We start from the raw sequence: 13,984 nt of genomic DNA, 5'->3' as shown, positions 1-13,984 counted from the left end.
GGGCGCATGCCAGGCGCGGGCGCGCCCGTAGGGTGGGCGCATGACGACCGAAGCCCTGAGGTCCGGCATCGACCTCGACGCCCTGGACCCCTCGACCCGTCCGCAGGACGACCTGTACCGGCACGTCAACGGCCGGTGGCTCGCCACCCACGTCATCCCCGCCGACCGCGCGATGGACGGGGCGTTCCGCGCCCTGCACGACCTGTCCGAGGAGCGCGTGCGCGCGATCATCACGGACCTGGCGTCCGCCGACACCGAGCCGGGCAGCACCGCGGCCAAGATCGGCACGCTGTACTCGTCCTTCATGGACACCGAGCGCATCGCCGCGCTCGGCACGTCCCCCTGGCCGACGAGCTGGCCCTCATCGGCGCGGCGACGACGCCGGCCGGCCTCGCGGACGTGCTCGGCACCCTTCAGCGCACCGGTGGCGGCGGCGCCGTCGGGCTCTACGTGGACAACGACGCCAAGGACCCCGAGCAATACCGCGTGTACCTGTACCAGTCGGGGCTCGGCCTGCCCGACGAGGCGTACTACCGCGAGGAGCAGTACGCCCCGGTCCGGGAGCAGTACGCGCCGCACGTCGCGCGCATGCTCACGCTCGGCGGGGCCGGCGTGGCGCTCGGCATGCCGGGCCTCGACGCCGACGACGCCGCCGCGCGCGTCGTCGCCCTGGAGACGAAGCTGGCGGCCCACCACTGGGACGTCGTCAAGGACCGCGACGCGACGCTCACCTACAACCCGACGACGCTCGCCGACCTGGCGCAGCGGGCGCCCGGTTTCGAGTGGCGCGAGTGGGCGGCCGCGCTCGGTGTGCCCGAGGGCGCGCACGACGCGCTCGTGGTGCGCGAGCCCTCGTACGCCGAGGGTCTGGCCGCGTCGTGGCAGTCGGAGCCGCTCGCGGACTGGAAGCTGTGGGCCGCCTACCGGCTGGTCACGGCGCGGGCGCCGTACCTGACGGACGAGCTGGTCGAGGCGAACTTCGACTTCTACGGGCGCACGCTCTCGGGCGCGCAGGAGGTGCGCGAACGCTGGAAGCGCGGCGTCTCGCTCGTCGAGGGCGCGCTGGGCGAGGCCGTGGGCGAGCAGTACGTGGCGCGGCACTTCCCGCCGTCGCACAAGGAGCGCATGGACGTGCTCGTGGCCAACCTCGTGGCCGCCTACCGCGAGTCGATCCAGGCGCTGACCTGGATGACGGCGGAGACGAAGACCAAGGCGCTGGCCAAGCTGGAGAAGTTCACGCCCAAGATCGGCTACCCGGCCCGGTGGCGCGACTACGCGGCGCTGGTCGTCGAGCCCGGCGACCTCGTGGGCAACGTGCGCCGCTCCAACGCGTTCGACCTCGACCGCGAGCTGGGCAAGGTCGGCAAGCCGCTCGACCGTGACGAGTGGTTCATGACGCCGCAGACCGTCAACGCCTACTACAACCCGGGCATGAACGAGATCGTCTTCCCCGCGGCGATCCTCCAGCCTCCGTTCTTCGACCCCGACGCCGACGACGCCGTGAACTACGGCGGCATCGGCGGCGTCATCGGGCACGAGATCGGGCACGGCTTCGACGACCAGGGCTCCAAGTACGACGGCGACGGGCGTCTCGAGGACTGGTGGACGGCCGAGGACCGCGCGGAGTTCGAGAAGCGCACGGGCGCCCTCATCGCCCAGTACGACGCCTTCGTGCCCGACCAGCTCGGCGCCGACGGCGCGCACGTCAACGGAAGCCTGACGATCGGCGAGAACATCGGCGACCTGGGCGGGCTGTCGATCGCGATCAAGGCGTACCGGATCGCCCTGGGCACCTCGCTCGACGAGGCGCCGGTGGTCGACGGCCTGACGGGCCTGGAGCGCATCTTCCTCGGCTGGGCGCAGGTGTGGCAGTCGAAGGGCCGCGACGAGGAGGTGGTGCGGCGCATCGCGACGGACCCGCACTCCCCCAACGAGTTCCGCTGCAACGGCGTGGTGCGCAACATCGACGAGTTCCACGCGACGTACGGCGTCCGTGAGGGCGACGCCCTCTGGCTCGCCCCGGAGGCCCGCGTCCGCATCTGGTGAACGAAGCGAGGCGGTGCCCCCACTCGGTGGGGGCACCGCCTCGCTCGTGGGCGGGGCGCTCGGCGCCCGAACGGGCCCGTCAGTAGGTGCCGATGCCTGCGCGGGCCAGCGAGAAGCCCATGCCCGTCGTGTCGTCGCGGCACTGCATGCCGCTCTGCTCGCTGGTGCACGTGAACTGCCCCCGCGTCACCGACTGCCCGTAGTCCAGCGTGCGCAGGTCGGCCGACGCGGGCTGCGGCTGCCGCCCGGCCGGGACGCACGGGATCGTGACCTTCCCCGCCGCGTCGATCGTCACGCGGTAGCCCACCGTTCCGTCGCACGTGTCGACCGGGGCGGGCTGCTGGTTGAGCTGCGCGATCGAGCAGGTCGCGGCGTCCTGCGTGATCTCGCAGGAGATGTTGCCCGTGGGAGAGGCGAAGGCGTCCAGCACCGGTGCCGCAGCGTCCTCGCTCGCCGCGTCCGAGGGAGTCTCCAGCGGCTGTGCCGTCGCGGGGCTGTCGGACTCCAGCCGCTGGACGGGCGCTGAGAGCAGGTTCCACGCGACGGCGGTGACGGCGCCGACCAGCACGACGGCGACCACACCGAACGCGATCCACCCCGGGGAGACGCGACGTCGGCGGCGCGCGTCCCTCGGCGCGGGCGTGCCGGGGGCCTCGCCGGGCCGGGCGTACTGCTCCGGGGAGGTGGCCGGCAGGTACTGCGCGGGCGCCGCCGGCGGCGTGGACGTGGCCTGCGGCGCGTACGCGCCTGGCGCGGGAGCGCCGGAGAGCGGGTAGCCCTGAGGCGTGTACGAGGCAGGGGTCGCCGGCGGCGGCGGGGGTGGCAGGGCCGGCTGGGTCGGTTGGGGCGCACCGGCCGGGGCCGCGCCGGGGGCTGTGGGCGGCGGCACGGCCTGCTGGAGCGGGATGCCCCGTCCAGGAAGCGGGCGGGCGGAGAGCGGCGCGGCGGCCGCGAACGGGGACGCGGGGTCGGCCGAGCGCGGCATCCGGCGCATCGCGGAGACACGTTGCACGACGGCGGGCTGCGCCGTCGCGGGCGGGGCAGGCGGCACCGCGGGGGCGGGCGACGCTGCCGTGCTCCCCGGCACCGCCTCGAACGGCGCCGTCGGGATGTCGTCGTGGCGGAAGACGGCGGGGGCGTTCCGGCCGCAGCGTCCTCACCCTCGACCGGGACGATCGGCGGTTCGGGTGGCGGCGGAGGCGGTACGGGACCCGGCGTGCTCGGGCTGGACATTCGTCACTCCCTCCGGGCGGAGACCGGTGTCGCAAGGATCATGGCCCGGCGTCGTCGCGCCGGCGCTCTCGGCAGGATGTCACGTTCCCCTGGACGAGTCGAAATCGCTCGTTCGCTGCCCGCCTCACCAGGCGTATCGTTCGGCCCGCTCCCTGTGCACGCCCGGTTCGCGGTGAGAGGATCGGCTCGGGTCGCGCCGTCGGGACCCGTCACCGTGCCGTTCGCGGGCTCCCGCCCGCGACGCAAGACCAAGGGAGAACCCGTGCCCGGACAGAACCTGACCCGCGCCGAGGCGATCGAGCGCGCCGGCGTCGTGACCGCCGTCGAGTCGTATGCGATCGCCCTCGACCTGACCACCGGCCCTGAGACGTTCGCGTCGACGACGACGATCCGCTTCACCGCCGCCGAGGGTGCGAGCACGTTCCTCGACCTGGTCGCGCCGGCGGTTCGCTCGGTCACGCTGAACGGGCGCGCGCTCGACCCGGCCACGGTGTTCTCGGACTCGCGCATCGCGCTCGACGGGCTGGCCGCGCACAACGAGGTCGTCGTCGTCGCCGACTGCGGCTACACCAACACCGGGGAGGGCCTGCACCGCTTCGTCGACCCCGTCGACCGCGAGGTGTACCTGTACACGCAGTTCGAGGTGCCCGACGCGCGCCGCGTGTTCGCGACCTTCGAGCAGCCCGACCTCAAGGCGACGTTCCAGGTCACGGTCACCGCCCCGGCGCGCTGGCACGTCGTCAGCAACCAGCCGACGCCGGAGCCCGTCGCGGCAGGCGGCACCGCCGTCGTCGTCCCGGGCAGCGAGGAGCCGACGGCGACGTGGACGTTCGCGCCCACCCCGCGCATCTCCACCTACCTGGTCGCGCTCGTGGCGGGCCCCTACGCCGTCGTGCGCGGTTCCCTGACCAGCACCGACGGGCGCGAGATCCCGCTCGGGGTGTTCTGCCGCGCGTCGCTGTCGCAGTACATGGACGCCGACTACGTCATGGAGATCACGCGCAAGGGGTTCGCGTTCTACGAGGAGCTGTTCGAGTACCCGTACCCGTTCGACAAGTACGACCAGCTCTTCGTTCCCGAGTACAACATGGGCGCGATGGAGAACCCGGGCTGCGTCACGTTCACCGAGGCGTACGTGTTCCGCGGGTCGGTGCCGGACGGGCGCAAGGAGCGCCGCGTCGTGACGATCCTGCACGAGCTGGCGCACATGTGGTTCGGCGACCTGGTCACCATGAAGTGGTGGAACGACCTGTGGCTCAACGAGTCCTTCGCGGAGTTCGCGTCCACGCTCGCCACGGCCGAGGCGACCGAGTGGACCGAGGGCTGGACCACGTTCGCCGCGAGCGAGAAGACGTGGGCGTACCGCCAGGACGCGCTGCCCTCCACGCACCCGATCGTCGCCGAGATCCGCGACCTGGAGGACGTGTTCACGAACTTCGACGGCATCACCTACGCCAAGGGCGCCTCGGTGCTCAAGCAGCTCTACGCGTGGGTGGGCCGCGAGCAGTTCATGAAGGGCCTGGCGGCGTACTTCCGCAAGCACGCGTTCGGCAACACCGAGCTGCGTGACCTGCTCGTCGAGCTCGAGGCCACGAGCGGCCGCGACCTCGAGGCGTGGAGCGCGGCCTGGCTCGAGACGGCCGGCACCAACACGCTCACGCCGGCCCTCGTCGTGGCCGAGGACGGCACGATCGAGTCGTTCGAGATCCACCAGAGCGCCCCGCCGATCACCCGACGCTGCGCCCGCACCGCCTGGGCATCGGCTACTACTCGCTCACCGCGTCGGGCGCGGTCGAGCGCACCCACCAGGTCATCATCGACGTCGACGGCCCGGTCACGGCCGTCCCGCAGCTCGTGGGCACGCAGCGCCCCGGCCTCATCCTCCTCAACGACGAAGACCTGGCGTTCGCCAAGGTGCGCCTGGACGCCGACTCGCTCGCGTTCGCCGTCGCGAACCTCGCCCGGATCAGCGACTCGCTGACCCGCGGCGTCATCTGGGGCTCGGCGTGGGACGCGGTGCGCGACGGCGAGGCGCCGGCCCGCTCGTTCGTGGACCTGGTGCTCAACAACGTGGCGGCCGAGACCGAGTCGACGACCGTCACGATGGTGCTCGCGCAGCTCGGCACGGCCGCGGGGGCCTACGCGGACCCGGCCACGCGTCCCGCGCAGACCACGCGGGCCGCCGACGCGGTGTGGGACCTGGCCACGGCCGCGGCCCCGGGCTCCGACCTGCAGCTCCAGCTCGTGCGCGCGTTCGCGGCCCTCGCGTCCGGACCGCAGCACGTGGCGCCGCTGGCCGGGCTCCTGTCGGGCGAGGTGACCCTGGAGGGACGCGAGGTCGACACCGACCTGCGCTGGGACCTCCTGCAGGGCCTGGTCGCGCTCGGCGCGGCGGGCGACACCGAGATCGACGCCGCGCTGGCCGCGGACGACACGGCGAACGGCCGCCAGGCCGCCGCCCGCGTCCGCGCGTCGAAGCCGGCGACGGCCGACAAGGAGGCGGCCTTCGCCTCGATCGTCGACGTCGAGGACGTGCCCAACGCCATCATCCGGGCGACCGCGACCGGCTTCCGCCGCGTGACCGACCCCGCCGTGCTCGAGCCGCTCGTCGGCCGGTACGTGGACGCGCTGCTGCCGATCTGGCAGTCGCGGTCGTACCAGATGTCGGAGGAGCTCATCGAGGGCCTCTACCCGATCCCGCTGGCGACGCCCGCCCTGCGCGACGCCGTCCGCGGCTGGCTCGACGCCCACCCGGACGCGGCCCCGTCGCTGCGCCGCATGGTCATCGAGTCGCTCGCGGACACCGAGCGCGCGCTGACGGCCCAGGCGGTCGACGCCGCGCGCTGACGCAACCGGGCCGCATCGACGGGCTCGGCCACCGGGTGCCTGGCGCACCGGTGGCCGAGCCCGTCGGCGCTACGGCGCCTCGGGTGTCCGGTGCCGCAGGGAGATCGCCTCGCGGTAGCCGGTCAGCCACGGGGTCCGCGAGCGCCGGCGGCGGAGCTCGACGTACCCGAGCCGCTCGTACAGGCGCCGGGCGGCGGCGTTGACATCGGTGACCTCGAGCACCAGCTCGTCGAACGGCAGCGTCTCCAGGTGCCGCATCAGCGTCGTGGCCACGCCCCGCCCGCGCGCCGCGGCGGCCGTGGCGACGCACTCGACGTAGCCCGTCGTGCCCGGGTAGGGCGGGCAGGGCGGACGAGGCCTCGACGCGGATGCTCGTCATCCCCCGACCATCCCTCACCGGCCGCACACCGCGCCACCGGGTGCCGGCGCGCACCTTGGGTGCGCGCCGGACGGGGCTCAGCCGGTGGCGTTGAGGGCCGCGATCAGGCTCCGCAGGCGCTGGGACTCGAACAGGTCCTCCAGCAGGATCGGGTTGCCGTTGGAGTCGCCCAGCGGCACCTTCCAGTTCGGGTACTCCTGGTCCGTTCCGGGCTGGTTCTGCGCGCGGCGCTCCCCGACCATGTCGACGAGCTGCACGCCCAGCAGGGCCGACGGCGTCTGCCGCAGGTAGCGGTGCATGGCCTCGACGATCTCGCGCTCCGAGGCACCCTCGCCCACCAGCCCACGCTCGGCGAGCGCGCGCACGAACACCTCGCGCTCCTCACGGGCGCGGCGGCGCACCACCTCGACCGGCTCGGTGAGCAGCCCCAGGCGCTCACGCAGGTCGACGTGCTCGCCCGCGAGGTAGCCCGCCGTCGGCGGCATGTCGTGCGTCCCGACCGAGGCCATGGTCAGGTGCCGGTACTTCTCGGGGGGCAGCGGTCCGCCGTTCTCCTGCTCGAACCACATGACGGACGTGCCGAGGATCCCGCGGTCGGCGAGGTAGTCGCGCACCCACGGCTCGAACACCCCGAGGTCCTCGCCGACGACGACGGCCCCTGCACGCTGCGCCTCCAGGCACAGGATGCCGACCATCGCCTCGTGGTCGTAGGCGACGTACGTGCCCGCGGACGCCTTGGACCCGCCCGGGATCCACCACAGGCGGAACAGCCCGAGGATGTGGTCGGCGCGCAGCGCGCCCGCCGAGCGCAGCACGGTGCGCAGCATGTCCCGGTAGGGCCGGTAGCCGGCCCGCTCGAGCGCGCGCGGGTTCCACGGCGGCTGCGACCAGTTCTGACCCTGCTGGTTGTACATGTCCGGCGGAGCGCCCACCTCGACGCCCCGGGCCAGGTACGCGCCGTTGGCCCAGGCGTCGGCTCCCTCAGGGTGGACGCCGACGGCCAGGTCGTGCATGATCCCGATCTTCATCCCGGCGTCGCGCGCGATGCGCTGCGCGGAGGCCTTCTGCTCGTCGGCGACCCACTGCAGCCACGTGTAGAACTCGATGCGCTCGGCAAGCTGCTCGCGCAGCGCCGTCACCGCGGGCGCGTCCGGCTTCGACAGCTCGCGGGGCCACTCACGCCCGCCGAGGTGCTCGCTGATCGCGCACCATGCCGCGAAGTCGCGCAGGCCCGGCCCCTGGTCCTCGACGAACGCCTCGAACGCGGCCTGCCGCGCGGCGCGGCGCGGGGCCGTGAACACGACCTCCAGTGCGGCCTTCTTGGCCTCCCACACGACGTCGCGGTCGATCGGGCCCGGGTCCGTGGCCAGGTCGCGCACCGGGTCGGCCGACCATTCGACGAGCGAGCGGTCGGCGGCCGACAGGTACGCCGTCTCGGGGATGTCCTCGACACGCACGTAGATGGGGTTGAGGAACCGCCGGGAGGTCGGCAGGTACGGCGACGGCGTCATGGGCGGTGTCGGCTCGGCAGCGGCCAGCGGGTTGACCGCCACGAAGTCGGCCCCCCCGCGGTGCGCGGCAAGCCACGCGACGTCGGCGAGGTCGGCAAGGTCGCCCAGGCCCCACGACGTGCGCGAACGCACGGAGTACAGCTGCACGAGCAGACCCCACACCTGCGCCTGCTCGACGGCGGGCGGCAGCGTCAGCCGGTGCGGCGTGACGACGAGCGTCGTCCTGACCTCGCTGCCCTCGGCGCTCGCGTGCAGGGTGTGCCAGCCGAGCGGCAGGTCGGCGGGGACGGCGAAGGTCGCGCGCCCGATGCGGCGCCCGTCGATGGTGCGCGGCTCGACGTAGTGCTCCACCTGTGTGAAGTCGCGGCGCTCGCGGCGTCCCCGGGACGACGCGCCGGCCTCGGCGCCGTCGATCTCGGCCCAGACGTCGACACCCGCGCCGTCGGTGACGTGGACCGGGACCGTCGTGTCGACGCCCTGCCGCACGACGACGGTGGGCGGCAGGACCTGGCGCCACTCGTCGTCGCGCGTGAGCGCGAGGCTGAGCTGCACCTGGCGGGACGACGTCGCGGGCACGCCCAGGGCCTCGAGCACGGCCACGAGCGTCGAGGCGCGCACCTGTTGGACGGCGCCGTCGAACCCGTAGAACTCGGTGCGCACCCCGTGCGCATGGGCGAGCTCGATCAGCTCGGCGGGAATCACGTCGGGCGTCGTCTCGTGGCTCACAGTCACGATCTTGCCATCTGGCTCCCCCGCCAGCCGCGTGGGTCCGGCCTGGGCGACGCTCGATGCCCGCGCGAGCGTCGCCGCGCCGCCGCACGCCCGCCACCGGCCCTCCACACCGCACGGTTACGGTGGGCGCCGTGACCGCCATCTCCCTGCCGTCGGCCCACCTCCTCACCGCCGGCACCCCGTCCCCCTCACCGACCGACGCCATCGAGATGACCGTCGACAAGGCGGCAGCGTTCTGGGCCTGGTTCACGGACTGGCCGCTGCGCGTGCTGCTCATCCTCCTCGTCGGCACCGTGGTGCTGATCGTGGTGCGCCGCACCGTCGGCCACGTCGCCGAGCGCATCGCCCAGGGCTACCACCGCGCCTACGCCGACGTCGCCGAGGCCGGCTCCGGCGAGACGGAGCCCGCAGGCGGCACGGCGAAGACCCGGCGGCGGTCGGGGGCCGTCCTCGTCGAGGACACGCTCGGGCTGGTGAGCCCGGAGGTCAAGCAGCGCCGCGCCCAGCGCGCGCGCACCGTCGGGTCGGTGCTCAGCTCGGCCGCCAACGTCGTGATCGGCGCCGCGATGGTGCTGTTCATCCTCGGTGCGCTGGGGCAGGGAGCGGTCGTCCAGGGGCTGCTCGCGTCGGCCGGCGTCGTCGGCGTCGCGGTCGGCTTCGGCGCGCAGAGCCTGGTGCGCGACTTCCTCTCGGGCATCTTCATCCTCATCGAGGACCAGTTCGGCGTGGGTGACGAGGTCGACCTGGGCGGCGGGGCCGCCGGTGTGGTCGAGCGGGTGGACCTGCGGCTGACGCACGTGCGCAGCTTCGACGGCACGCTGTGGCACGTGCGCAACGGGGAGATCCTGCGCGCCGGCAACCACACGCAGCAGTGGGCGCGCGCCGTGGCGAAGGTGTCCGTACCCGTCGGCGCCGACGTCGACACGGTGCGGGCCGCGCTGGGACGCGCCGTCGACGTGGTCAGCGCCGACCCGGCGATGTCCGCCGCGCTCATCGAGGTGCCGAGCGTGCGCGGCGTCGACGCGCTCACCGACGGCTCCTACTCGTTCACCCTCCACGGGCGCGTGCGCCCCGGCACCGACGGAGACGTCGCGCGGGCGCTGCTCGTGCAGGCGCAGCTCGAGCTGTTGCGCGCCGGGGTCATCGAGTCCACCCCCTCCGAGGAGTGAACGCGAGCGCCCGCGGCCGTGCGGCCGCGGGCGCTCGCGGGGCGTTCAGGAGCGCAGGAGGTCCATCTGTGCGGCGAGGTCGTCCGCCTCGGGGCCGACGATCACCTGGATCACCCGTCCGGAGCGGACGACGCCGAAGGCGCCGGACTGCTTGAGGCGTGGCTCGTCGACCAGTGCGGGGTCGCTCACCTGAACGCGCAACCGAGTGATGCACGGCTCGAGTTCCTGGATGTTGGAGGTACCACCCAGCGCCGCGAGGATCTGATCCGCCTTCGTCATTGTTCTCTCCGTCCCGTGCGCCCTTGCAGGTCCTGCCCAGCGTAGACCTCCTGGGCACCATCCTCGGTCAGTGCTGGCCCGCATGCACGCGTCTGGCACGATGACCCGGTGAGACCTGCCACGTTCTATGACGCCGTCGGCGGGCACGAGACGTTCGTGCGGCTCGTCGACCGCTTCTACGACGGCGTCGCCACCGACGACGTCCTGCGCCCGATGTACCCGCAGGAACTGGGGCCCGCGAAGGAGCGGCTGACCCTGTTCCTCGAGCAGTACTGGGGCGGCCCGACGACGTACTCGCAGCAGCGCGGTCATCCGCGCCTGCGGATGCGTCACGCGCCGTACAAGGTCAATCCCGACGCGCGCGACCGATGGCTGGCGCACATGCGCGCCGCCGTCGACTCGCTCGGCCTGTCGCCCCTGCACGAGGCGCAGCTCTGGGACTACCTGGAGCGTGCGGCCTTCTCCCTGATCAACACCTTCGAGGAGTGAGACCGTTGACCGAGCAGACACCCGCCGCGAACGGCGACGCCGGAGCCGACGCCCTCGACCGCCTGCTGACCGTGCTCGACCTGCACCAGGTCGAGGGGTGGGGCCCGCGCGGCGAGGAGGACCTGTGGCGCGGCGACTCCGTGCCCGGGCTGACCAACCGCGTCTACGGCGGGCAGGTGCTGGCGCAGGCGATCATCGCGTGCGGACGCACCGTGGCCCCCGATCGCGCCCCGCACTCCATGCACGGGTACTTCCTGCGTGAGGGGGCCCTGGACGTGCCGATCGACTTCGCGGTCGAGCGGCTGCGCGACGGGCGTTCGTTCAGTGCGCGACGCACCCACGCCATCCAGCACGGCAAGCCGATCCTGACCCTGACGACGTCGTTCCAAGAGGATCAGCCGGGCTACGACTACCAGCGGGCGGCCCCGGCCGACGCCCCGCCGCCCGAGGCGGTGGCCGAGACGTTCGAGTTCCCGCCGACCGACCACCCGGCGGCGCGCTGGTGGTCCGACTCGGCGTTCGAGCTCGTGCACGTCGGCCGTGCGCTCTACCTCGAACCGGACCCGACGCCGTCGGACCGGCAGATGGTGTGGATGCGCTCGCGCCGGCGGATCGACTCCGACGACCGGCTGCTGCACCGCGCCCTGCTCGCGTACGCGTGCGACCAGGTGATGCTCGAGCCTGCGCTGCGCGGCGCGGGCAGGTCGTGGCGCGACGCCGGGCCGAGCATGGCGGTCGCGAGCCTGGACCACGCCATGTGGTGGCACCGCGACGCACGCGCCGACGACTGGTTGCTGTACGTGCAGGAGGCTCCGACGGCGCAGGGTGGCCGCGCGCTGGGCTTCGCCCGCGTGTACTCGCGCGAGGGCACGCTGGTCGCGTCGATCGCGCAGGAGGGCATGGTGCGGCTGCACGCCTGAGAGGGCCGGTGCGGCTGCACGCCTGACGCCGACGCTCTCCGGCCCGTGCCGCGCGGGTCCCTTCCCGGTTGGCCGGGGGCGGCCGTCAGCGCCGGAAGGTGACCGGATCCTCCAGGAACGGCGACCACGCCTGGCGCTCGGCGTCCGTGATGCGGCGCGGCCGCCCGCTCGCGGCGTCGACCACGACGATCGTCGTCGTGGCGCGCACGTACGGCTCGGCCCCCGACGCCGGCCCGGTACGCGGGAACCCGCCGGGGGCGCCGTCGTGGACCTCGTAGCAGACCTGGAGCGAGGCGCCGCCGATCGACCCGATCCACAGCTCGACGCGCACCGGCTGGCGGGTGAAGCCGAGCGGGCGCAGGTACTCGATCTGCTGCCCGGCGACGAACGTGTGGCTCGGGGAGCTGGGCCCCGTCTCCAGGTTGGCGGTGGGCCAGTCGACCCCGACCTCGTCCGGGGAGTGCCGCCAGAACGCCGTGATACGCGCCTCCTCAAGAAGACGGAACATCTCGACGTTGTTGACGTGCTGGTAGGCGTCCAGGTCGGACCAGCGGGTGTGGACTGGCACGTGAAGTCGGGTCACTCGCGCAGGCTAACCCCGCCCGGCCCCGGCGGCACGGGCCGGCTCGCACGTCAGGACGCCGCGATCGACGCCGCCGTGCGGGTGCGTGCGAGCGCGACCATCTCGTCGGCCACGGGCACCCGCACGAGCTCGTCGGCGACGCGAGCCACCGCGTCGCGCAGCCTCCTGCGGGCGCGGGCGGCACGCCGGCGTGCCCCGATGCTCGCGCAGGCCCGCGAGACCCCGGCCAGCACCAGGCCCACCACGAGGCCGCACACCACCAGCGCCGTCCCCCACGGCACATCGACGCCGTCCCCCTCGGCACCCCAGGCCGCGCCGCCCACGGTGAGCACCGGCGTCGGGAGCGGCGGGAGCTGGAAGTAGGCGAGCACGAACGCGGCGCCCAGCCACAGCAGGCCGGCCGCGGCCGCGGCGAGCACCAGCCATTGCAGCACCCCCACGACCCGCCACCAGGCCGGGCGCCGCCCGGCCTCGAGCGTCGTCCCCGCGACGGCCTGGTCGAGCGCGTCGGGCAACCGGTCGAGGCCTTCGTGCGCTCGCCGGCGGGCGCTGAGCACCCACGGGTCGGGCGCGCCCACCGTCATCTGGTCGACGTACGCGCGCACCGCGGTGGCCGCGGCGGCGCGCACCCCCGGCCGGGCCGAGGGCAGCGACGTGCGGGCCAGGTCGGGCCGGTCCGTGGGGATGCGCAGCGCGTCGGGCCGCAGGCCCAGACGGCGCAGCGGGTCGGGCCGCAGCCGCCCCAGCCAGCGGGTCAACGGCCAGCCGGTCGCGGCACGCGCGTCCTGGGTGGCGGAGCGTCGCACGGCCTCGGTCACGGTCGGCACGCCCGCGGCGTCCTCGAGCGCGACGACGAGCGCCGCCTTGGCCTTCTCCCCCGCGCGCTCGGTGGGCGGGTGGCCGCTCACCGCGACGATGCGCTCGGCGACGGCACGCTCGTCGAGCACGAGCCGCGTGGTCGTGGCCTCGCGGCGTTGCGCGGCCTCGGCGAGCAGCCCCCGCAGCGTGTCGATGCCCTCGCCGGTCCGTGCGGACACGGCCAGCACGCGCGCACCGCCGAGCCCGTCGGCCGTGACGAGCCGTTCCAGGTCGGCCCGCATGGCGTCGGCGTCGGCCGGCCGGAGCCGGTCGATCTGGTTGAGCACCACCACGACGACGTCGGCGCGTCCCGCGAGCGGGCGCAGGTAGCGCTCGTGCAGCGCGGCGTCGGCGTACTTCTGCGGGTCCACGACCCACACGATGAGGTCGGCCCGCTCGACGAGCCGCTCGGCACGGACCCGGTGCTCGACGACGACGGAGTCGTGGTCGGGCAGGTCGAGCAGCACGAGGCCCGAGGTGATGCCCGCGGGCGTGCGGTGGCGGCGGAACAGGCCCGCGACCCGGGCCGGCGCGGGGCGCGGCGGCTCGTCGTCGTCGGGGACGGGCCCGGCAGGCATCTCGTGGCGGGTGGGGACGTCGAGCCAGTCGAGCAGCGGGTCGGCCGCGGGCCCCCACACGGCGGCCAGCGCGTGCGACGTCGTCGGGCGGCGCACGCCCGGTGTGGCGACGTCGGCGCCGGCGACGGCGTTGAGGACGCTCGACTTGCCCGACCCGGTGGCCCCTGCGAGCGCCACGACGGTGTGCTCGGCCGACAGGCCGCCGCGTTCGCGCGCCCGTTCGACGACGCGGCGGGCGTCGTCGACGAGCGTGCCGTCGAGTCGTCCGGCGGCTTCGCGGATGGCGGTCTCGAGCGCGGCGGTGCGCCCGGCGAGGTCGATGCGGGTCATCGCGGTGTCCTTCCGTGCGCGAGGCGGGCG

The 13,984-nt window shown here is 74.0% G+C and carries 9 protein-coding genes and 2 pseudogenes; 5 read left to right on the top strand and 6 right to left on the bottom strand.

What is annotated here, in order from left to right; all coding sequences use genetic code 11:
• Positions 1-40: 40 nt before the first annotated feature.
• A pseudogene (locus tag ET495_RS01675) lies at positions 41-2,046 on the top strand (M13 family metallopeptidase).
• Positions 2,047-2,125: 79 nt separating this feature from the next.
• Here ET495_RS01675 and ET495_RS01670 read toward each other — a convergent pair.
• On the bottom strand, positions 2,126-3,058 hold the full coding sequence (locus ET495_RS01670) for a hypothetical protein (protein WP_129202101.1): 933 nt from the start codon (positions 3,056-3,058) through the stop codon (positions 2,126-2,128).
• Positions 3,059-3,541: 483 nt separating this feature from the next.
• On the opposite strand from ET495_RS01670, the pseudogene pepN reads away from it, so the two are divergent.
• Positions 3,542-6,126: pseudogene (gene pepN / locus ET495_RS01665) on the top strand (aminopeptidase N).
• A 69-nt stretch (positions 6,127-6,195) separates the two neighbouring features.
• Here the strand turns inward: pepN and ET495_RS01660 are convergent.
• Entirely contained in the window at positions 6,196-6,399 is a 204-nt protein-coding gene (locus ET495_RS01660; protein ID WP_129202099.1) for a GNAT family N-acetyltransferase, read from the bottom strand.
• Between the two features lie 183 nt (positions 6,400-6,582).
• Positions 6,583-8,742, bottom strand: a complete 2,160-nt coding sequence (gene malQ / locus ET495_RS01655; RefSeq protein WP_129202097.1) for a 4-alpha-glucanotransferase — start codon at positions 8,740-8,742, stop codon at positions 6,583-6,585.
• Positions 8,743-8,879: 137 nt separating this feature from the next.
• On the opposite strand from malQ, the gene ET495_RS01650 reads away from it, so the two are divergent.
• Positions 8,880-9,917, top strand: coding sequence for a mechanosensitive ion channel family protein (locus ET495_RS01650; RefSeq protein ID WP_245993239.1), 1,038 nt, complete (start codon positions 8,880-8,882; stop codon positions 9,915-9,917).
• A gap of 45 nt (positions 9,918-9,962) precedes the next feature.
• On the opposite strand, the gene ET495_RS01645 is transcribed toward ET495_RS01650, so the two are convergent.
• On the bottom strand, positions 9,963-10,196 hold the full coding sequence (locus ET495_RS01645) for a PTS sugar transporter subunit IIB (RefSeq protein ID WP_129202095.1): 234 nt from the start codon (positions 10,194-10,196) through the stop codon (positions 9,963-9,965).
• Between the two features lie 108 nt (positions 10,197-10,304).
• Here ET495_RS01645 and ET495_RS01640 point away from each other — a divergent pair, with 108 nt between their 5' ends.
• Both ET495_RS01640 and ET495_RS01635 read left to right on the top strand, forming a co-directional pair.
• Positions 10,305-10,685, top strand: a complete 381-nt coding sequence (locus tag ET495_RS01640) for a globin (protein WP_129202093.1) — start codon at positions 10,305-10,307, stop codon at positions 10,683-10,685.
• 5 nt (positions 10,686-10,690) lie between these two features.
• The gene (locus ET495_RS01635) at positions 10,691-11,605 is read left to right on the top strand and encodes an acyl-CoA thioesterase (protein ID WP_129202091.1); all 915 of its coding nucleotides are present in this window, start codon (positions 10,691-10,693) and stop codon (positions 11,603-11,605) included.
• 85 nt (positions 11,606-11,690) lie between these two features.
• Here the strand turns inward: ET495_RS01635 and ET495_RS01630 are convergent, their stop codons facing one another.
• Together ET495_RS01630 and ET495_RS01625 are read right to left on the bottom strand one after the other, a co-directional pair.
• Positions 11,691-12,188, bottom strand: coding sequence for an acyl-CoA thioesterase (locus ET495_RS01630; protein ID WP_170220560.1), 498 nt, complete (start codon positions 12,186-12,188; stop codon positions 11,691-11,693).
• A 50-nt stretch (positions 12,189-12,238) separates the two neighbouring features.
• Positions 12,239-13,954 carry a GTPase gene (locus tag ET495_RS01625; RefSeq protein WP_129202089.1) on the bottom strand — a complete coding sequence of 572 codons (1,716 nt, stop codon included), beginning with the start codon at positions 13,952-13,954 and terminating at the stop codon, positions 12,239-12,241.
• Positions 13,955-13,984 lie beyond the last annotated feature (30 nt).

Source organism: Xylanimonas allomyrinae (assembly GCF_004135345.1).
Classification (GTDB): Bacteria; Actinomycetota; Actinomycetes; order Actinomycetales; family Cellulomonadaceae; genus Xylanimonas; species Xylanimonas allomyrinae.
Note: the sequence above shows the minus strand (reverse complement) of the source record. Positions and strands in the feature narration are given on the sequence as shown.

What these genes read in the sequence shown, in the direction of transcription:
- ET495_RS01645 (WP_129202095.1), bottom strand. Translation starts at nt 10,196, where the DNA reads ATGACGAAGGCGGATCAGATCCTCGCGGCGCTGGGTGGTACCTCCAAC.
- ET495_RS01625 (WP_129202089.1), bottom strand. Translation starts at nt 13,954, where the DNA reads ATGACCCGCATCGACCTCGCCGGGCGCACCGCCGCGCTCGAGACCGCC.